This is a genomic window from Enterococcus sp. AZ179 (genome assembly GCF_050498885.1).
Taxonomy (GTDB): Bacteria; Bacillota; Bacilli; order Lactobacillales; family Enterococcaceae; genus Enterococcus_D; species Enterococcus_D entomosocium.
In genome coordinates, this window is record NZ_JBMHEO010000002.1 from 94,285 (window position 1) to 113,491 (window position 19,207).

At 43.7% G+C, this 19,207-nt stretch carries 13 protein-coding genes and 1 other annotated feature; of the genes, 11 read left to right on the top strand and 2 right to left on the bottom strand.

Annotated features, from left to right (window positions below):
* Positions 1 to 3 precede the first annotated feature (3 nt).
* From lpdA to IGI88_RS17205, 3 genes are all read left to right on the top strand, one after another.
* On the top strand, positions 4 to 1,410 hold the full coding sequence (gene lpdA / locus IGI88_RS17195) for a dihydrolipoyl dehydrogenase (RefSeq protein ID WP_005230052.1): 1,407 nt from the start codon (positions 4 to 6) through the stop codon (positions 1,408 to 1,410).
* A gap of 110 nt (positions 1,411 to 1,520) precedes the next feature.
* Positions 1,521 to 1,774, top strand: a binding site (T-box leader).
* Positions 1,775 to 1,824: 50 nt separating this feature from the next.
* Positions 1,825 to 3,096 carry an O-acetylhomoserine aminocarboxypropyltransferase/cysteine synthase family protein gene (locus IGI88_RS17200; protein WP_429960046.1) on the top strand — a complete coding sequence of 424 codons (1,272 nt, stop codon included), beginning with the start codon at positions 1,825 to 1,827 and terminating at the stop codon, positions 3,094 to 3,096.
* A gap of 162 nt (positions 3,097 to 3,258) precedes the next feature.
* Positions 3,259 to 4,458, top strand: coding sequence for an MFS transporter (locus IGI88_RS17205; RefSeq protein ID WP_429960045.1), 1,200 nt, complete (start codon positions 3,259 to 3,261; stop codon positions 4,456 to 4,458).
* A gap of 72 nt (positions 4,459 to 4,530) precedes the next feature.
* On the opposite strand, the gene IGI88_RS17210 is transcribed toward IGI88_RS17205, so the two are convergent.
* On the bottom strand, positions 4,531 to 5,055 hold the full coding sequence (locus IGI88_RS17210; protein ID WP_005236373.1) for a type 1 glutamine amidotransferase domain-containing protein: 525 nt from the start codon (positions 5,053 to 5,055) through the stop codon (positions 4,531 to 4,533).
* Positions 5,056 to 5,243: 188 nt separating this feature from the next.
* Between IGI88_RS17210 and IGI88_RS17215 the strand changes: the two genes are divergently transcribed.
* The 3 genes from IGI88_RS17215 (at position 5,244) to IGI88_RS17225 (ending at position 7,405) form a co-directional block, all read left to right on the top strand.
* The gene (locus IGI88_RS17215) at positions 5,244 to 6,149 is read left to right on the top strand and encodes a hypothetical protein (RefSeq protein WP_061054017.1); all 906 of its coding nucleotides are present in this window, start codon (positions 5,244 to 5,246) and stop codon (positions 6,147 to 6,149) included.
* Between the two features lie 207 nt (positions 6,150 to 6,356).
* On the top strand, positions 6,357 to 6,629 hold the full coding sequence (locus IGI88_RS17220) for a UPF0223 family protein (RefSeq protein WP_008381425.1): 273 nt from the start codon (positions 6,357 to 6,359) through the stop codon (positions 6,627 to 6,629).
* Positions 6,630 to 6,637: 8 nt separating this feature from the next.
* On the top strand, positions 6,638 to 7,405 hold the full coding sequence (locus IGI88_RS17225; RefSeq protein WP_429960044.1) for an inositol monophosphatase family protein: 768 nt from the start codon (positions 6,638 to 6,640) through the stop codon (positions 7,403 to 7,405).
* A gap of 135 nt (positions 7,406 to 7,540) precedes the next feature.
* On the opposite strand, the gene glf is transcribed toward IGI88_RS17225, so the two are convergent.
* On the bottom strand, positions 7,541 to 8,668 hold the full coding sequence (glf, locus tag IGI88_RS17230; RefSeq protein ID WP_429960043.1) for a UDP-galactopyranose mutase: 1,128 nt from the start codon (positions 8,666 to 8,668) through the stop codon (positions 7,541 to 7,543).
* Positions 8,669 to 8,902: 234 nt separating this feature from the next.
* Here glf and IGI88_RS17235 point away from each other — a divergent pair, with 234 nt between their 5' ends.
* From IGI88_RS17235 to IGI88_RS17255, 5 genes are all read left to right on the top strand, one after another.
* Positions 8,903 to 11,335: a glycoside hydrolase family 3 C-terminal domain-containing protein gene (locus tag IGI88_RS17235; RefSeq protein WP_429960042.1), complete on the top strand. Its 2,433-nt coding sequence runs from the start codon at positions 8,903 to 8,905 to the stop codon at positions 11,333 to 11,335.
* 91 nt (positions 11,336 to 11,426) lie between these two features.
* On the top strand, positions 11,427 to 12,437 hold the full coding sequence (locus IGI88_RS17240; protein ID WP_429960041.1) for a glycosyltransferase family 2 protein: 1,011 nt from the start codon (positions 11,427 to 11,429) through the stop codon (positions 12,435 to 12,437).
* Between the two features lie 193 nt (positions 12,438 to 12,630).
* Positions 12,631 to 15,015, top strand: coding sequence for a glycoside hydrolase family 2 TIM barrel-domain containing protein (locus IGI88_RS17245; protein WP_429960040.1), 2,385 nt, complete (start codon positions 12,631 to 12,633; stop codon positions 15,013 to 15,015).
* Between the two features lie 10 nt (positions 15,016 to 15,025).
* A complete protein-coding gene (locus IGI88_RS17250; protein ID WP_228766594.1) occupies positions 15,026 to 17,587 on the top strand; it encodes an alpha-L-rhamnosidase in 2,562 nt (853 codons plus the stop codon).
* Complete coding sequence (locus tag IGI88_RS17255; protein WP_016611074.1) at positions 17,584 to 19,158, top strand: MFS transporter; 1,575 nt, start codon at positions 17,584 to 17,586, stop codon at positions 19,156 to 19,158. The genes IGI88_RS17250 and IGI88_RS17255 overlap by 4 nt, the downstream gene beginning before the upstream one ends.
* Positions 19,159 to 19,207: the final 49 nt, after the last annotated feature.

Consider the following 19,207-nt stretch of genomic DNA (forward strand, 5'->3'; position numbering starts at 1 on the left):
CAAATGGTAGTTGGAGATTTTGCTGTTGAATTAGATACAGTTGTAATCGGTGCGGGACCTGGCGGCTATGTAGCTGCCATCCGCGCTGCTGAAATGGGACAAAAAGTAGCAATCATTGAAAGAGAATACATCGGCGGCGTTTGTTTGAACGTTGGTTGTATCCCTTCAAAAGCCTTGATCGCTGCAGGTCATCATTATCAAGAATCTTTGGATTCAACAATGTTTGGTGTAACAAGTGAAAATGTTTCCCTTGATTTTACCAAAACTCAAGAATGGAAAGACAACAAAGTCGTTAAAACATTAACTTCAGGTGTTGGTTTCCTATTGAAAAAACACAAAGTAGAAACGATTGAAGGAGAAGCTTTCTTCGTTGATGATCACACATTGCGTGTCATCCACCCAGATTCAGCACAAACATACTCTTTCAACAATGCAATCATCGCAACAGGTTCTCGTCCAATTGAAATCCCTGGTTTCAAATTCGGCGGTCGTGTTCTTGATTCAACTGGCGGATTGGCATTAAAAGAAGTTCCTAAAAAATTCGTTGTTATCGGTGGCGGTGTCATTGGTTCTGAACTAGGTGCAGCTTATGCAAACCTAGGGGCAGAAGTAACGATCCTTGAAGGCTCTCCTCAAATCTTGCCAACCTATGAAAAAGACATGGTCAAATTGGTTGAAGAAGACTTTGCGAAAAAAGGTGTAACAGTCGTTACCAACGCAATGGCGAAAGAAGCAATTGACAATGGCGATAGCGTAACTGTCAAATATGCCGTAGATGGTAAAGAAGAATCAGTTACTGCTGATTACGTGATGGTTACTGTTGGTCGTCGTCCAAATACTGATGACATGGGCTTAGAACAAGCAGGTGTTGAAGTAGGCGAACGCGGATTGATCACGGTTGACAAACAAGGCCGTACCAACGTATCAAATATCTACGCAATTGGTGATATCGTACCTGGTGCTGCATTAGCACATAAAGCTAGCTACGAAGCAAAAATCGCTGCTGAAGCAATCTCTGGTAAAAAAGTTGCCGTTGATTACAAAGCAATGCCAGCAGTTGCCTTTACTGACCCAGAATTGGCTTCTGTCGGTATGACGATCAAAGATGCCAAAGATGCTGGAATTGAAGCAAAAGCATTCAAATTCCCATTCTCAGGTAACGGTCGTGCGTTATCTCTAGGAAAAACTGAAGGATTCATCCGCTTAGTAACAACGGTTGAAGACAATGTGATCATCGGTGCGCAAATTGCTGGTCTAGGAGCAAGCGATATGGTTTCAGAACTTGCTCTTGCTATTGAATCTGGCATGAACGCAGAAGATATCGCGTTAACGATCCATCCACATCCATCTCTAGGTGAGATCACAATGGATGCTGCTGAGTTAGCTCTAGGATTACCAATCCACATTTAAGCTTTGTGAAACTCGTTCATCATTTGGTGAACGAGTTTTTTTATCACCAGAAATAAAGCGATCCTATGCTATTGACAGAATCTTCTGGAAATGATACGATGCTCTTAATATTTCAACCGTTGATGAGGAAAGTAAATTGATTTGGCAAGCCTAGAGAGTCTTCGTAAGGTGCAAGAAGAACTTGTAGAATCAATCGAAAATGGCCTCTAAGGTGATCTTCTGAACTTGTACGAAAGATAAGGAGATCCGGGTGCGCCCGCTATCGCGTCAGAGTATAACGACGTTTATTTGTCGCGTACTTGCTGAGAAGCATGCTGGAAAGTTTGCTTGAATAAAGGTGGTAACACGTAAACACGTCCTTTGATATCTCGATATCAGAGGGCTTTTTTATTTGCATTATTAAGGAGGAATAGTATGACAGAAAGATTTGAGACGATTCAATTACACGGAGGACAAACACCAGATCCTACCACAGGAAGTCGCGCCGTACCCATTTATCAAACCACATCCTATGTGTTTGATGATGCTGACCAAGCGGCAGCGAGATTTAGTCTTAGTGAGAGCGGCAATATCTATACCCGTATTACCAATCCGACGACCGCGGTTCTAGAAGAGCGATTAGCCCTATTAGAAGGTGGTATCGGTGCGTTAGCTACGGCTTCTGGCTCAGCAGCGATCACCTATGCAATTTTAAATCTCGCGCAAGCAGGAGATCATATCGTTTCTGCTGCTTCAATTTATGGCGGTACCTATAATTTGTTCGCCCATACATTGCCAGATTTTGGCATCACCACAAGCTTTGTCGATAGTGAAGATCTACCAGCACTAAAAGCAGCCATCCAAGAAAATACCAAAGCAGTTTTTCTAGAGTCTTTAGGCAATCCAGATATTGATATTGCCGACTTTAAAAAGATTGCAGCGATTGCTCATGAAGCCGGGATTCCCCTCATCATTGACAACACCTTTGCGACTCCCTATCTGTTTCGAGGGTTTGAGCACGGGGCGGACATCATCGTTTATTCCACGACAAAATACCTCGGTGGTCACGGGGCTGCTTTAGGAGGGGCTATTATTGATAGTGGCAACTTTGATTGGACAAACGGCAAATTTCCCAAGCTGGTCAATCCCGATCATAGTTACCATGGAATCTCATGGGTAGAAGCCGCTGGTAACGCTGCCTATATCACTCGGGCCCGAACGATTCTTTTACGGGATACAGGTGCTGCGATTTCTCCCTTCAATTCATGGGTGTTGCTGTTAGGAATCGAGACCCTCTCGTTGCGGATGGAACGTCATGTAGAAAATGCGCAACAAGTTGCTGAATTTTTAGCCAAGCACCCGGAAGTTTCTTGGGTTCATTTCCCAACCCTGCCGGACAGTCCTTATTTTAAGCGGGCGCAGGAGTATTTCTCCAAAGGGACCAGTTCGGTCTTTTCCTTCGGATTAAAGGGTGGGGCAGAAGCAAGCAAAACCTTTTGTGGCGCAACTAAGCTCTTCTCGCTACTGGCGAACGTTGGCGATGCAAAGTCCTTGATCATCCATCCAGCTTCGACGACCCATTCTCAGCTTAGCGTAGAAGAACTTGCAGCAGCCAAAATTCGTCCAGAGACGATTCGCTTATCCATTGGATTGGAAAACATCGACGATCTATTGGAAGATCTCACGCAAGCCTTCCAACAGCTCTAAATAGTTGAAGCAGTAGGAAAAGCGCAGGATACTATGCTGCGCTTTTTTGTTGTGGGTTAGTGTTTCAAATAAAACTGCGGTTTCTGTTTATAGAAGGATAGTAAATCCATCGGTTCTATGCTATATTTAGTTGCTAAGGAATATGGATAAGGTGGGGGATGTATGCGTAATCATGCAAGTGACAAGAGGATTCGGTTTTACTACACAAGTTTGCAATTTCTTTATTGGATGATGTTTTGCTCAATCTATGGCTTTGCGACACTCTTTTTGATTTATTTCAAGGTCGATCCAGCAAAAATTGGCGGTATTTTAGCCCTAGTCAATATTGCGTCTACGATTTTGCAGCCCTTCATCAGTCAAGTCATTATCAAAAAAAGCAAAGTACCACTGATCGTTGTCTTGAAAACGATGACAATCGGCGTGGTCGCGGTGCTCTTAGCAGGTGTGATTGTCCCTGCATTATCAATACTGACCTATGTTTTAGGAGGGGTTTTGCTCGTTTCCATGCAGTCCTTTCTCAACGCCTTGGCGTTTGAATACACGAATAGCGGCAACAAAATCAATTTTGGCTTTTCGCGTGCCGGTGGGTCACTAGGATTTGCGGGTACCTCCTTTTTACTGGGGCAGCTCTTAGAGGAGTTTTCGGCAGCCCTTTTGCCAATGATCGCTATCGGGCAAGCCGTTTTGTTTCTCATTATTTTGCTTTTGCTGCCAGCGATCAAGAAGCCAGAAATGCCCGTGATGCTTACAGAACAAAGTCATTCAGGTGCCTTTTTGAAAAAATATCCTTTTTTGCTCTTTCTCTTTGTCGGGTTTAGCTTTCTCTTTAGCTTCCACACGATGATCAACAGTTTTTTGGCACAAATTTTTGCCGATATTGGCGGTGGCAGTAAGGAAGTTGGCATCGCCCTGATGATTGCGGCGTTATGCGAATTGCCGGGTATGATTTTCTTTGAACAGTTAGTGAGGATACGGTCTAGCCGTTTTTGGCTGTTGCTGTCCAGTGTTGCCTTTGCCATTCGTGGGGTGCTGATGCTGTTGATCAGCTCCATCATCCTGATGGAAATGAGCCATTTGATGCAAGGGGTTAGTTTTGCCTTGTTTATTCCTGCTTCTGCTTATTTGTTCAACCATAGTTTGGCAGATGAAGACCGGGTTTTTGGACAAACGATCATCATTATCGCTACCACGATCGGTGGCGTGATCGGCAATCTTTTGGGCGGGATGTTGATCCAAAGCTTCGGTGTCTGGGAAATGCTTTTGATTGGGACTGGGTTTGCCGTTCTAGGTGCTGCTTTGACCTTTATCGGTGTGAAAAAAATCCCTAAAAGTAACCAGAAACTAGCGATCGTAAGCGAATGATCGATAGGTAGAAAAAAGAGTTGCGGCCGTATTTGCTTTGGTCGCAACTCTTTTAAATCTGATCAATGGGTACTATTTCTTTTCTAAAACAGCAATAAATTCCCGCATATAGTCTGGTAGATCTGGGGGACGGCGGCTGGAAACGATATGTCCATCCGTAACCACAGGTGTATCGACCCATGTGGCTCCAGCATTTGTCATATCATCTTTGATGCCTGGTGTACTGGTAACCGTCTTGCCTTGCAGGATATTCGCAGAAATCAAGACCCAGCCTGCATGACAGATTTGTCCAATGATTTTTTGGTCTTTGTCCATCGTTCGCACGAAAGAGATGACCTCTGGGAAACGCCGTAATTTATCAGGTGCCCAACCACCCGGAACTAAGATGGCATCGTAGTCATCGGCGTGAATATCAGAAAAAGCATAGGCTGATTCTGCGGGTACACCATATTTGCCAATATACGTTTTATGCGCTTCTTCACCGACTAAATCGACTTGTGCGCCTTCTTCCCGTAACCGATGGACCGGATACCAAAGTTCTAAATCTTCGAAATCATTGTCGACTAAGGCAATGATTTTTTTGTTTTCTAAACGCAAGAGAATTCCTCCTTTTTCTTGTTATTCTTACTGTAACATCATGCCAAGGGAAACACCAAAAGTATGCTTCCTGAAAAATGCCAAGAAGCTATTCTGAGAATGGTCGTTCAGAGAAATGATATTGATGTAAGCGTTGTAATCATTAGGGGAGTAAGCGATAATAAAAGAAAGCCAAAGGAGGCGAAGATATGGAAGCATTCGAAAAAGCACGAAAATTTATTTACAAAAACGCGCGCCCTTTAGACCTTGCTCGTTGGCAGTACCATTTTGAAAATGGATCTCGCGAGGCTGTATTACAGGCGTTACAAGTCTACCAAAATGAAGATGGTGGTTATGGGCATGGTTTGGAACCTGATTATTGGAATCCCAATAGTACACCGATTGCAGTGTGGGAGGCATGTCGAATTTTACGAGAGCTTGAATGCCTTCATTCGTCAAATCCACAAGTCCAAGGGATTCTAAGGTATTTAGCTAGTGGAAAAGAATTTTCTGAAGGGAAATGGCTCAACCAAGTGCCGTCAACGGTATCCTATCCGCATGCGATTTGGTGGGAGAGTCCTGTGGGCGTGCCAGCAGACAACCCAACGGTCAGTCTAGCTGGTACGATCTTAAGAACAGGGGAAACGACCCTCTATCAAAAAGCACAAGAAATCGCCGAAACAGCAGTTGCAAGTTTTCTTAAGGAGCCAACCAGTGAAATGCACACATTAGTCGTCTATCTAGAATTATTACAAGACTGTGAAGAAATCCAGTATCAGCCTGTTTTAGCAAATGACCGCTTTCGCGAGATCTTATTCCAGCAAATTCGCCATACTGTCTCAAACGAGCCAGAAGAGTGGTTCACGTCTTATGTCAGTAAACCTTCAAATTTTTTCTTTACAAGAGAGCAGCTGCTTGGGATCTTTAGTGAAGAATTATGTAAAAAAGAAGCCCAAGAAATTTTAAAATACCAACAAGAAGATGGATCATTTGTCATTCCATGGCAATGGGGAACGGATTACCCAGAGTTTTTCATAAGTAAACAGTGGTGGAAATCAATTACTATCATTAAAAATTTTTTGTTTTTGCGGGCTTTTCTAGACGAACCTTTTTGAAATCGGTCATCTTTTACTAAGCAATCTCGTTGGAAGAAAAAAGGAATTTCCTTCTTATTTGAGATTCACGGATTTCAGCTTTTAAAAATCTCAATAGTTTGTATACAAGAGGTACATTCATTGCTAGGATGTACCTTTTTTGCAGCGGAGGCTCTGACCTATTTTCAATTTTGTGGTACACTGAATAAGATGAATAGGAGTGGTAATATGCGGGATTATCAATATCCTCTTGACTTAGATTGGTCGACAGATGAAATGGTCGTCGTCATGAAGATGTGGGAACGATTAGAACAAGCCTATGAAAAAGGCCTTCCTAGTAGTACGTTTCTTGAGGCGTATCAAGCCTTTAAGAAAGTCGTTCCTAGCATTGGCGAGGAACGCCGTTTAGGCAGAGAATTTGAAGAACTATCAGGCTATTCGCTGTACCATGCTGTGCAGGCAGCGAAAAAGACTGAGGGAAAACTAAAAATGAAAGGGTAGATCAACGAATGCATGAAATCGTTAATGAAGTTCGCCAGTGGATGATCGCTGCAGGTGAAACGATCAAAGACAATTTAAATAAAGAAGACTTAGTGGTCGAGACAAAATCAGGACGGAAAGACTTAGTGACAGAATTGGATAAAGCCACGCAAGATTTTCTGATTGGTAAGATCCAATCCTATGATCCGGATGCCAAAATTTTAGGTGAAGAAAACGGACTGGACACACTTGCCGACATGAGTGGGCGGGTCTTCATCATTGATCCGATCGATGGAACGATGAATTTCGTGTTAGAAAAAGAAAACTTTTGTATCATGATCGCGATTTACGAAGAGGGCAAAGTGCGCTTTGGCTTTGTCTATAATGTTATGAAAGATGAATTCTTATGGGGGGGTCCAGAGATTGGTGTCTATAACAATGGCGAGAAGATCGAACCGCCGAAAGATATTGCCTTATCCGAAGGTCTCGTTGGCTTGAATTCACCTATGTTGATCCATAACCGCCACCACGAAACCGAGGTCAGTGACAAAGCATTAGGCATTCGTATGACTGGCTGTGCTGGGGTAGAGCTGATTGCCCTCGCTAAAGGACAAAGAGCAGGCTATCTTTCTCATCTTGCGCCATGGGATTATGCGCCAGGGGGCGTTTTGTTAGAAACCCTTGGATTAAAAATGGCAAACATCAAAGGAGAGCCGCTATCCTTGAATGGACGGGAATTGTTCGTAGGCGGTACACCGAAAGCTTTTGAAGAATTATTGGCGATCGTCAATCAATAAGAAAGCTTGCGTACTATCTGATAATCGATGAACTGATACGCATAGAAAAAAAGGCTGGAAACTCCGTTTCCCACTCGTTGGACCTGGTGGGAGTCAACGCTGTCCTTAAGTAGCGAAAACGGTAGCCCAGCCTTTTTAGTTCGCAGTAAGTTCTTTTTGTACCAGCTTTAATGCTTCACTGACGATTTGATCCATATCTAAATACCGATAGGAGCCGAGACGTCCCCCGAATAAGACTTGCGACTGTTTCGCTGCCAGCTGTTTGTATTTTTTATACAGCTGGTTATTTTTTTCGTCATTGATTGGATAGTAGGGCTCAGCATCCGTCGTGAATGGCGCTGGATATTCCTTGGTCAGAATGGATGTGCCAGGATCACCTTGCTTATCGAAGTGTTTCCATTCCATGCTGCGCGTATAGGGAATCCGTTCATCCGTGTAATTGATCACGGGATTTCCTTGAAGGTTTGGTGATGGATGTTTGGTTGTTTCAAAACGTAACGAACGATATTCTAGAGGACCGTATCTTTGGTCGAAAAAGGCATCGATCGGTCCTGTATAGATTATTTTAGGAAAACGTGCTAAATAGGCTGCTTTTTCAGCTTCAAAGTCCGTTTTCAAACAAACATCGATCCGATCATCATCTAATAATTTCTGAAAAATCGGCGTATAGCCGCCTTCGGGAATCCCTTGAAACCGATGATTGAAATAATTGTTATCATAGGTGAAACGAATCGGCAGTCGACGAATGATAAAGCTCGGCAGCTCGCGAGGGGGCTTTCCCCATTGCTTCTGAGTATAGCCGGCAATCAGCTTACGATAAATATCGGTTCCCACTAATTGGATCGCCTGTTCTTCAAGGTTTTTAGGCTTTCCTGTTATACCGGCACTTTCAATTTGCTGTTTAATCTCTTCTTGCGCTTCTGCAGGCGTTCGCACGCCCCACAGTTGATAAAAGGTATTCATATTAAAAGGCAAGTTATAGAGTTGGTCTTGGTAGTTCGCCAAGACTTGATTGGTAAAAGGAATGAAGTCAGCAAAGCGATTCATATAAGCCCAAATCTCTTTGCTATCCGTGTGGAAAATATGGGCGCCGTATTGATGAACCGTGATGCCGTCTTCTTGATAAGTATACAAGTTGCCTCCGATGTGGTCACGCTTATCGATCACCAGACAACGATGCCCTTTTCTGGCTGCTTCATGGGCAAAGATCGACCCGAATAAGCCCGCACCAACGATCAAGTACTGGTAGTTGCCAGTCTTCATGTGTTCGCTCCTCTCAGCTTTTGTTTAAGATATACAAATTCTAAGATAAAGGCTGCCACCGATCAAAGCAAGCGTTTTCTAAAAGAGTCAAAGAATCTTTATAATTGGCTGGTTATTCATGAGCAAAAAGCGACCGTTCATGAAAGGGCGCTCATTGCTTGGCGTTTCCATGATAAACTACTGCTAGTAGATTTATAGACGTATGATTTATACATAGCAGAAAGTTGGGTTTAGATGAATAGCCAAGAAAAAATCGCAGAATTAACACGTTTACAAAAGGCATTGTTTGTTTCAGGAAAAAATACTTGGGAGACACATGAGCTACCAGCGATCTGTCCATCGATTTTTATGGCAGATGGTCCGCACGGTATTCGTAAACAAATGGGAGAAGCAGATCACCTGGGGCTGAATGAAAGCGTTCCAGCAACTTGTTTTCCGCCGGCGGCAACAATTGCAAACAGCTGGGACTGTGAACTTGCTGCGAAGGTTGGTGAATGTATTGGATCAGAAGCAAAAGCGTTAGAGGTTGATGTCGTTTTGGGTCCAGGTCTGAACATCAAGCGAAATCCTAAAGGCGGGCGCAATTTTGAGTATTTCAGTGAGGACCCTTATTTGGCAGGGAAAATGGCGGCTGCAAATATCAGAGGTATTCAAGAAAACGGGACGATTGCCTGCCCGAAGCATTTTGCTGTCAATAGTCAAGAAACGAGACGAATGGCATCGGATTCCATCGTTGATGAGCGGACATTACGAGAAATGTATTTAACAAATTTTGAAATCGCCGTCACTGAAGGAAAACCGAAAAGTATCATGAGCGCCTATAATATGATCAATGGCATTTACGCCAATGAAAACAAACGCTTATTACAAGAGATTCTCCGAGATGAATGGGGATTTTCTGGCTTTGTTGTCTCCGACTGGGGCGGGGATAATGACCATGTTGAAGGGGTCAGAAATGGCTGTCATTTGGCGATGCCAGGGCAAGGGATCGCTGGCGCACAAGAAATTATTGAAGCAATTGAAAGGAATCGTTTGGCTGAGTCGGAGCTTGATGTACGGGTTGCTGAACTAGCAGCGGTCTTCTCAGAGACGAAGAAGCAATCTGGAACAGATGCGATCGATTGGGCAAAGCATCATACAGTCGCAAGAGAAGCAGCCAGAAGCAGCGTGGTTCTGCTTAAAAATGATGACAACTGCTTGCCTTTAAATCCTAAGCAAAAGGTTGGAATTATTGGCGATTTTGCTCAAACACCTCGGTACCAAGGTGCGGGGTCTTCGATGGTAAATGCGAAACAAGTCGAGTCGATTTTAGAAAAGATTGGCGATTATACTCCTGAAATGGCAGGTTATGCACAAGGCTATGTCCGAAAAAGTAGTAGTAAAACAGCAACAGAACAAGCAGCATTGATCGAAGAAGCTGTTTCTTTAGCAGATGACTGTGAGGTTGTGCTGGTCTTTGCCGGACTTGATGAGAGCTATGAAAGTGAAGGGATCGATCGTAAGACGTTGGCGATGCCCGCAAATCAAAATCAGTTGATTGAAAAACTTTGTAAGACGACTGCAAAAGTAATTGTTGTTTTATCTGCGGGAGGGGTTGTTGAAATGCCCTGGCTGGATAAAGCTGCTGGTGTGCTTCATGGCTACTTAGGTGGACAAGCAGGCGCTTCTGCGATGCTGGATGTGATCTTCGGTCGATATAATCCGAGCGGAAAACTAGCAGAAAGTTATCCCTATTCCTATGACGATGTTTTGTTCGGTCAAGAATTCCCAGCAACAAGCCGCTTTGCCTATTACAAAGAGCGACTGTTTGTTGGTTATCGCTATTATGACACGTTTAAAAAACCAATTTTGTTTCCGTTTGGCTACGGTCTAAGTTATACGGAATTTGCTTATAGTGGTTTAATCATTGAAGAAAATCAAGTAAAATTTACAATTGAAAATGTTGGGAATCGAGACGGTGAAGAAGTGGTCCAGTTGTATGTTGGTTTGAAAGACAGTCAACTGATGCGACCGAAAAAAGAATTAAAAGGATTCAAAAAAGTAGCCTTAGCCAGTGGTGAAAAACGCACGATCAGATTGCCTTTTGATGATAAGACCTTTCGTGTTTATGACAGCCAACAAAATTGCTGGGCAGTTGAGGCAGGAGAATATACCCTGTTTATTGGTGGGAATTGTGAAGAGAGCCAACTTCAAGGCACGCTTTTGATCGATCAGAAAGCCGCCACTTTACGACCAAGAACGGTAAGCGAACAAGTTATTTATCCTGAGCGGATCGAACAAGCAACGTTACATGATTTTGCACAGTTTTTGAACCAGCCATTACCGCAAGAATCAAGCGGTCAGCCATTAGCCAAAAACAGTACCATTGCAGAGTTGCAGCAGGCAAAAAGTCCTCTAGGTCGTTTGGTTTTTCTTGTCTTGAATACCATGAGGAAGCGCAACGAAAAAAAAGGAAAATTGGATCTAAACTTATTGTTCATTTGGAACATGCCGTTTCGTGGCATCGCCAAGATGACCAATGGAATGGTCAGCATGGCAATGATCGACCAACTGTTGGTTATGTGTAATGGACATTTCTTCAAAGGAAGCTTCGGGCTTTGTCGGGCATTTATCCGTAACAAAAAGCTTCAAAGAAAGTACAAGAAACAACTATCGCAGCTTCACTGATCGTTACATGTTTTTCAAAAGACAAAAATAAATCTGCTGCAACACTTTGGGGAAAGAAGCAGAAAAGTTAAATGTGGGGAAGGGATCAAGTGTGAAAACTTTAAGTATAATTGTTCCATGCTACAATTCGCAAGATTATATGGAACGCTGTATTGATTCATTATTAGTAGGGGGAGAGACCGTTGAGATTATTATTGTAAATGACGGGTCCCATGATCAAACCGGAGCGATCGCTGAACGCTATCAGCGATCTTATCCAAGGCAAATCAAAGCAGTCCATCAAGAAAACGGCGGTCATGGTCAAGCGATCAATACGGGCTTACAAGCTGCTAGTGGGAACTTTATCAAAATCGTAGATAGCGACGATTGGGTAGATGAAAAGGCCTATCAACAAATTTTGACCTTTTTGACAAGCGATCCACAAGCAAATTCGGTCGATATGGTTATTAGTAATTACGTCTATGAAACCCAGTGGAAGAAAAATAAGCGTTGCATCCATTATCAGCGCTTCTTGCCAGAAAATGAACCATTCGGCTGGGGGGACGTGCGATTTCCGTTCAGTAAGTACCTATTAATGCACTCGGTGATCTATCGCAAAAGCGTATTAGAAAAAGCAAACTTGCAGTTGCCCAAACATACCTTTTATGTAGATAATCTGTATGTCTATGAACCATTGCCCTACGTCAAAAAAATGGTCTACTTAAATGTCGATTTTTATCGCTATTATATTGGTCGATCGGATCAGTCCGTCAATGAAAAAGTGATGATCAGTCGTATCGACCAGCAATTGAAAGTCAATCGGACAATGATCGATTACTATCTTTCACTGGATCAAGCTGGCAAAGAAGTCACTCGTTATATGCGACGATATTTAGAAGCAATCACAACTGTTTCAACGATTTTGTTGATCAAAGAAGGGTCGAAAGAAAGTTTGCTAAAGAAAAAGGATCTTTGGAAGTTGATTCGCTCTCGAGATCAGCTGTTGTATTTTCGTTTACGGTTCGGTCTCTTAGGACACGGCGTCCATTTTCCAGGAGCCATCGGGCGAAAAGCTTCCTTAGGCTTTTACCACCTTGCTCAAAAATTTTATGGCTTTAATTGATGCAACTTATATTAGATGAGATCGTTTCAATACTATGGACAAACCTTACGGATAAATGAGGTTTGTCCTTTTTCTTTTTAGAATCATAACCGTTCGTGCAAAAAAGTCGACCATTCGTGAGAAAGCGTTTTTTCGCTTGTTGTGCACGCTATAATTGGTTTCGTAAAGAATTGAGGAAGAAAGAGGGATTCTTTTGGAAATCATAAATTTTAATGAAGGTTGGGTCTGTGGTGTTTTAGGCATAAACAATCAGAAACCTGTTTCCATCCCACATGATGCAATGCGCGAAGAGCCACGAAGCGAATCGAGTTTAGGCGCTGCCAACATCGGCTGGTATGAAGGACTTGATTACCTCTATAAGAAAACATTTTTCGTGCCTGAGGACTACCAAGAAAAAAAAGTCGTTTTTGAATTTGAAGGAGTCTATCGCAACGCCGAAGTGATCATCAACGGAAAAAAGGCTGGTTTTCGTCCATACGGATACACCAACTTTTATGTTGAAGCGGATGCGTTTTTGCATTTTGGAGCGGAAAATACTATAGAGGTCATTGCTCGAAATTCCGATCAGCCAAATAGTCGCTGGTATACGGGCACAGGGATTTACCGTCCCGTCAATCTACTCGTTTTACCGAAAAAGCATCTTTTGCTAAATGGCATAAAAATCACTACTGTATCAACAAAACCACCAGTCATTTCATTGACTTTAAAATCCAACAGTAAAGGCGAAGCGCGGGTCTCGATTATCGATGGGGAGGAAGTGATCGCAAGGTCAAATGTCTCGATCGACGGATCAGCACAGATCAACCTACCGCTGCCCAATGCAAAGGCATGGTCACCAGAAGAGCCGAACTTATACCAGTGTCAAATTGAGTATGAAGGCAGTCAGTATCAAACTCGATTCGGCTTACGAACGCTGACATGGGATTCGGAAGCGGGGCTTTTGATTAATGGGGTTCGTCGCATTTTAAAAGGTGCCTGTATACATCATGACAACGGTTTGTTAGGCGCCGCTGCTTTTCCAGATGCCGAAAGACGAAAAGTCAAACTCTTGCAAGAAGCTGGCTATAATGCGATTCGTTCAGCTCATAATCCTTGCTCAAAAGCACTACTTGATGCTTGTGACGAGTTGGGAATGCTGGTCATGGATGAATATGTCGATATGTGGTACACCCATAAAACCCGTTACGATTATGCCAATGATTTTAGTGATTGGTGGCGTCAGGATCTTGCTGATATGGTGGACAAAGATTTTAATCATCCTAGCGTGATCCTCTATTCGACGGGGAATGAAGTCTCGGAAACAGCCGAGCCACGAGGAATCGAGCTGACGAAAGAGTTAACGGAACATTTGCATGGGTTGGACCCAACGCGACCGGTAACATGTGGTGTCAACATCTTTTTCAATTATCTAAGCTCACTAGGCTTTGGGGTCTATACTGATGAAAAAGCCCAAAAAGAAAAGAAAAAAGCTGTCGGAAGTGAGTTTTATAATAAGCTGGCTGGTTTGTTGGGCGATAAGACCATGAAGTTGGGGGCAACCCTCAGAGGAAGTGACCGCACGACCTATGAATCATTTGCCAATATGGACATAGCCGGCTACAATTACGGCATTTTACGCTATAAAAAAGACCTGAAAAAATATCCAAAGCGCCTGATTTTAGGCACAGAAACTTTCTGTAAGGATGCTTTTTATTTCTTGGAACTGGCAAAAAAACACCCTCGTATTATTGGGGATTTCGTGTGGGCAGGCATGGACTATATCGGTGAAGCCGGTATTGGTTCGTGGGTTTATGAAGATGCCTATCCTAAAAATGCCAGTCCAGCTGGTTGGTTGACCGCTGGAAGCGGTCGCTTGGATATCACCGGTGCAGCAGGTGGCGAAACCCTTTACACAAAAGTGGCATTCGAAAAAACCACAACGCCCCTTTTAGCGGTGAAGCCTGTTTATCAAAAAGGCAAACATTCACCATCCGCATGGAAATTGACGGATGCGATGCCTTCTTGGACATGGCCGGGCTGCGAAGGTCAGAAAGCCGAAGTAGAAGTCTATGCTCGAGCGGCTCAAATCGCTCTTTATTTGAATGATCAGCTCGTCGTTAAGAAAAAAATGAAAAATGATTGTCGAACCGTCGTCAAGACCACTTATCAAAGTGGCAAATTGACCGTTGTTTCCTATGACGAAAATGAGCAAGAAATTGGCCGTAGTTCTTTAGTGACCGCACAAAAAGAAACTCAGTTAACGCTTGAACCTGAAAGTAGGACTGTTTCTCCTCGAGGGCTGGCCTTTATTCGTTTGCGGTATACCGATCGCAACGGCATTTTAAAGCCGATGGAAAACCATGAAGTCGCGGTTTCTGTCAAAGGCGGTAAGCTATTAGGGTTAGGTCATGCTTGTCCTTACAACCCAGAAGGCTATACTGGTTCGAAAACGAAAACCTATTATGGCGAAGCACTAGCGATCGTGCAAGCTGATTCTGAAGCAAACGAAATCGAACTGATGGCAGCTGACGGAAGTAGGTCTGAGCGTACAGCCATTCAGATAAACGAAGTAGTGAAAAAAAGCAATGACACGAAATGAAGGAGGATGTATGCTAGAGATTACGCGTTTTACTGTTGAAGATTTAGAAAAAGAATGCGTCACTGATAAGTCCAATCCTTGTTTTTCCTATACCGTTGCCAGTCAAAGACAAAATACAACGATCAAAAAAGCAGTCTTAACGCTGGGGGAATGGACGTGCGATGCGACCAGTGGGAACCATCATTATTACGATGGTCCGCCATTGGAGCCTTTCGCCACCTATACCGTCCATTTGACAGTAGAAGATGATCAAGGAAATCAAGCAGCAGCCAGTTGCGATTTTGAGACGGGGAAGATGGACGGTTCATTTTTAGCATCATGGATCACCAATGGAAGTTATCGTTTTACGGAGAAGAAAGCATCGCCAAAACCGATGTACTTCAAACATACCTTTTCCTGTGAAAAGTCAGTTGTCAAGGCACGGATTTATGCCACAGCGTTAGGGATCTATGAGATGACCCTGAATGGAGAAAAAATTGGTCGCGACTATTTTGCTCCAGGTTTCACCTCTTATAAACATCAGTTGCAGTATCAAACGTATGACATCACAAAACAGTTGGCAAAGAGCAACGAAATGGAAGTTGTCGTGGCAGGAGGATGGGCTTCTGGTGCGTTTACCTACGCACGACGCAACCGCGTCTATGCCAAAAGACAAGCCTTTTTAGCGGAGGTTCACATTGAATACAGTGATGGGTCTTTTGAGAAGATCGTTACTGATACAAACTGGCAAACAGCAATGGAGGGTCCGTTAAAAGAGGCGGAATTTTACAACGGCGAAATTTACGATGCACGGTTCCATGAAACGCAACGCTCGTGGCAACCAGCTTCCCTTGAAACAGTCAAAATCAAGCCGCGGATCATTGCCCAAATTGGTGTACCTGTGCGAGAGCATGAGGTTTTTGAGCCAACGTCAATGACACGATCACCGAGTGGAAAATGGCTCTACGACATGGGGCAAAATTTTGCCGGTATTGTCAAGCTGACCATTCAAGGAAATGAAGGTCAGAAACTAACGATCAGACATGCTGAAATTTTGATGGATGGCGAACTGTTTACCGAACCGCTCAGGACTGCGAAGCAAGCAATTATTTACACCTGCAAGGAGGGAAAGCAAGTCTATCAGCCACGGTTGACCTACATGGGCTTTCGCTATCTGAGTGTCGAAGGAATCGATCCAGAAGCAATCACCATTGAAGGAATCGCTTTGTATTCTGACGTAAGGGAAACCGGCTCTTTTACTTGTTCTAATCCTCAGTTGAATCAGCTGCAAAGCAACATTTTGTGGGGAGCAAAATCTAATTTTGTCGATATTCCCACCGATTGCCCCCAACGGGATGAACGAATGGGCTGGACCGGGGATATTGCTTTGTTTGCTCGAACGGCTTCTACTAACTTTGATATGCGTCGTTTTTATGAGAAGTGGCTTCAAGATGTCCGTTCAGAACAAAGAAAAAGTGGCGGAATTCCAGTAACCGTACCGCTGGTGGTCGTGCCTTTTCAATGGGAGATCATGATCCCAATGGCCGTTGATCACTGGGGAGATGCCGTGATTTTGGTTCCATGGGCGGAGTACTTAAGTAGTGGTGATCCAGAAATCCTGCGCACCACATACCATGCGATGAAGAAATACCACAAAGCGTGTCTGTTTTGGGCACAACTGTTTTCCTTTGGCAAGCACCGACGAATTTGGCGTTTGCTGCATCATTATGGCGATTGGGTCGCCCCTGAAGGCAAACTTTGGACGTGGATGCTGCGGGGCAAATGGACAGGCACGGCTAGCCTTGCCAACACCAGCAATCTTTTAGCACAGATTGCAACGATCTTGGGCTATTCTGAAGATAGCACGTACTATCAGAAAATTTTTCATGAAACATCCACTGCTTATCGCCAATTACTGATGGACAAAGATGCCCGTGTGAAAAAAGAATTTCAAACGGCGTATGTCTTACCGCTTTATTACCAAATGCTTTCAGAGACAGATGCGAAAAAAGCGGCAGCCAACCTGGCACGTTTGGTACGAGAAAACGAATATCATATCGGCACCGGTTTTCCTGGTACCCCGTATATTTTGTTTGCATTGGCAGATAATGGGTATGTAGAAGAAGCCTATCGAATGCTTTTAACAGATACCTGCCCATCTTGGCTTTTTCAAGTAAAAGCTGGCGGCACAACGATTTGGGAACGCTGGGATGCCTTGAGAGAAGACGGTACTAGTAATACGGGTGCCGATGATGGAACCAATGGAATGGTTTCCTTCAATCATTATGCCAGCGGGGCAGTCGGCGACTTTTTCTATCGGCGGATCGCCGGGATCGAACCGATCAAAGGCGGCTATCAAGCGTTCACTGTGCGACCGATCATTGGTGGTGATCTGACCTTTGCCAAGACGAAAGTAAGGTGTAGTTATGGCGAAATTATCAGCAATTGGCAGATCGCTGATGGTTACTTTTCGATTGAAGTGCAGGTACCTATCGGGACGACCGCTTATTTACAAATGCCTAGTGGTCAGCGCCATCAGTTGACCAACGGACAGTATCATTTTTCAGAAGCAATAGGAGGAAGCAGCGCATGAAAGTCAAAACACTCTTTGAAGCGCCCGCCTTCAAGACTAAAATCACCACCGCAAAAGTCGAAAAGAAAGAAGTTTTTCTAGGATATTTTATTGGGCCTTTTTTGGCACTGCTTTCCAATGCGATCTTCGGTGCCTATTTGAACCGTTATTATTCAGATGTGATTGGTTGGACAGATACAAATCAGTTCGGGCATTTTTCAGCCTTATTACCATTAATCTCAGTGGTCTTTGTCATTTTGGGTAACTTATTCGTTGGTCGATTAATCGATAATACGCGAACCAGCCAGGGAAAAGCTCGACCGTATATGTTGATTTCTGCACCGTTATTGGTGATAGCGATCGTATTTCTATTCATTACACCAACGAACGCATCCCCGACGTTACAGATGATCTGGCTGGCGTTTTCCTATAATTTTTATTACGCCGTAGCCTATCCATTCTTTTACACAGCACATAGTTCCATGGTCGCCTTATCCACACGAGATAGTAATCAGCGCGGCAAATTAGCGACATTTTCTAATGCCTCGGGTGTAGCGGCTGTCGGGTTAGGCGGAAGTATCTTAGTGCCGATCTTGTTACAAAGCTATCTTTTCGTTTCGACGGAGGGTGTGATCGATCGAGCAGCTAGTTATAACAACTGGCGCGTGATGATGATCTTTTTATGTGTCACGACGTTTCTAGCCATTTTCTTAGAGTATTACTTTACCCGAGAACGAATCACTGAAGAAAACGCCAAACTAGCGATCAAAGAAGAGAAGATTTCTTTGAAAAAGCAGTTCTCCGCCTGTATTTCGGATAAGTATTGGTGGTTGATCATCTCTTACTTCTTCTTGTTCCAGTTCGGTGGGCTCGTAAAAAACGGATCGATGGGGTATTACGCTCGCTGGATGTTTAGTTCCGTGGTCGACGAAGCCTCTGCCGGTGTCGCAATGGGCTCACTAGGTTTGATCGCTGGTTTACCGACCGCAATTGGGATGTTGGTGGCATGGCCGCTGGCAAACAAACTGGGTAAACGCAATTCCGTTTTGCTAGGGATCGTTTTTGCTGTGGTAGGTGGCCTGATCAGTTTTATCGATGTCCATGATTTCACAACGGTTGCCATCGGTTTGGTTTTAAAAGGGATCGGTGCTGTGCCTGCGATGTTTGTGACACTAGCGCTACTTTCAGATGTGCTGGATCACTTAGAAGCCAAAAATGGCTTTCGTAGCGATGGGTTTACGATGTCTGTTTACGGTTCGATCATGGTAGGTCTGACAGGGGTTGGGAATGCCTTAGTCAACAGTTTGCTGACGCTCAGCGGCTATGACCCGACTGCTGTCACCCAAAACGCACAAGTTTCGTCCGTTCTTGTTTGGGCATTTTTAGGATTTGAGTTGATTTGTTATGCGGGTATCGCCATCTTGCTCCTTTTTCTAACCGTAGAAAAGCACACGAAAGAAGACCAGGCATTGATTTTGGCTAGTCAGAAGGAAAAAGTGTTGCAATCAGGAGGAGAATGGATCGATCCGCAAGAACGATTGATTTTAGAAGAACAACGGGCAAAACAATCACAAGAAGCGATGAAAACATAAAGGAGGACACAGAGAGAAAAATCGTAAAAAGTATTAACTGTGAAATTGT

Bases quoted from the DNA above. Each gene is read 5' to 3' on its own strand.
- lpdA (WP_005230052.1), top strand. From the start codon at position 4: ATGGTAGTTGGAGATTTTGCTGTTGAATTAGATACAGTTGTAATCGGT.
- IGI88_RS17200 (WP_429960046.1), top strand. From the start codon at position 1,825: ATGACAGAAAGATTTGAGACGATTCAATTACACGGAGGACAAACACCA.
- IGI88_RS17205 (WP_429960045.1), top strand. From the start codon at position 3,259: ATGCGTAATCATGCAAGTGACAAGAGGATTCGGTTTTACTACACAAGT.
- IGI88_RS17215 (WP_061054017.1), top strand. From the start codon at position 5,244: ATGGAAGCATTCGAAAAAGCACGAAAATTTATTTACAAAAACGCGCGC.
- IGI88_RS17220 (WP_008381425.1), top strand. From the start codon at position 6,357: ATGCGGGATTATCAATATCCTCTTGACTTAGATTGGTCGACAGATGAA.
- IGI88_RS17225 (WP_429960044.1), top strand. From the start codon at position 6,638: ATGCATGAAATCGTTAATGAAGTTCGCCAGTGGATGATCGCTGCAGGT.
- glf (WP_429960043.1), bottom strand. From the start codon at position 8,668: ATGAAGACTGGCAACTACCAGTACTTGATCGTTGGTGCGGGCTTATTC.
- IGI88_RS17235 (WP_429960042.1), top strand. From the start codon at position 8,903: ATGAATAGCCAAGAAAAAATCGCAGAATTAACACGTTTACAAAAGGCA.
- IGI88_RS17250 (WP_228766594.1), top strand. From the start codon at position 15,026: ATGCTAGAGATTACGCGTTTTACTGTTGAAGATTTAGAAAAAGAATGC.
- IGI88_RS17255 (WP_016611074.1), top strand. From the start codon at position 17,584: ATGAAAGTCAAAACACTCTTTGAAGCGCCCGCCTTCAAGACTAAAATC.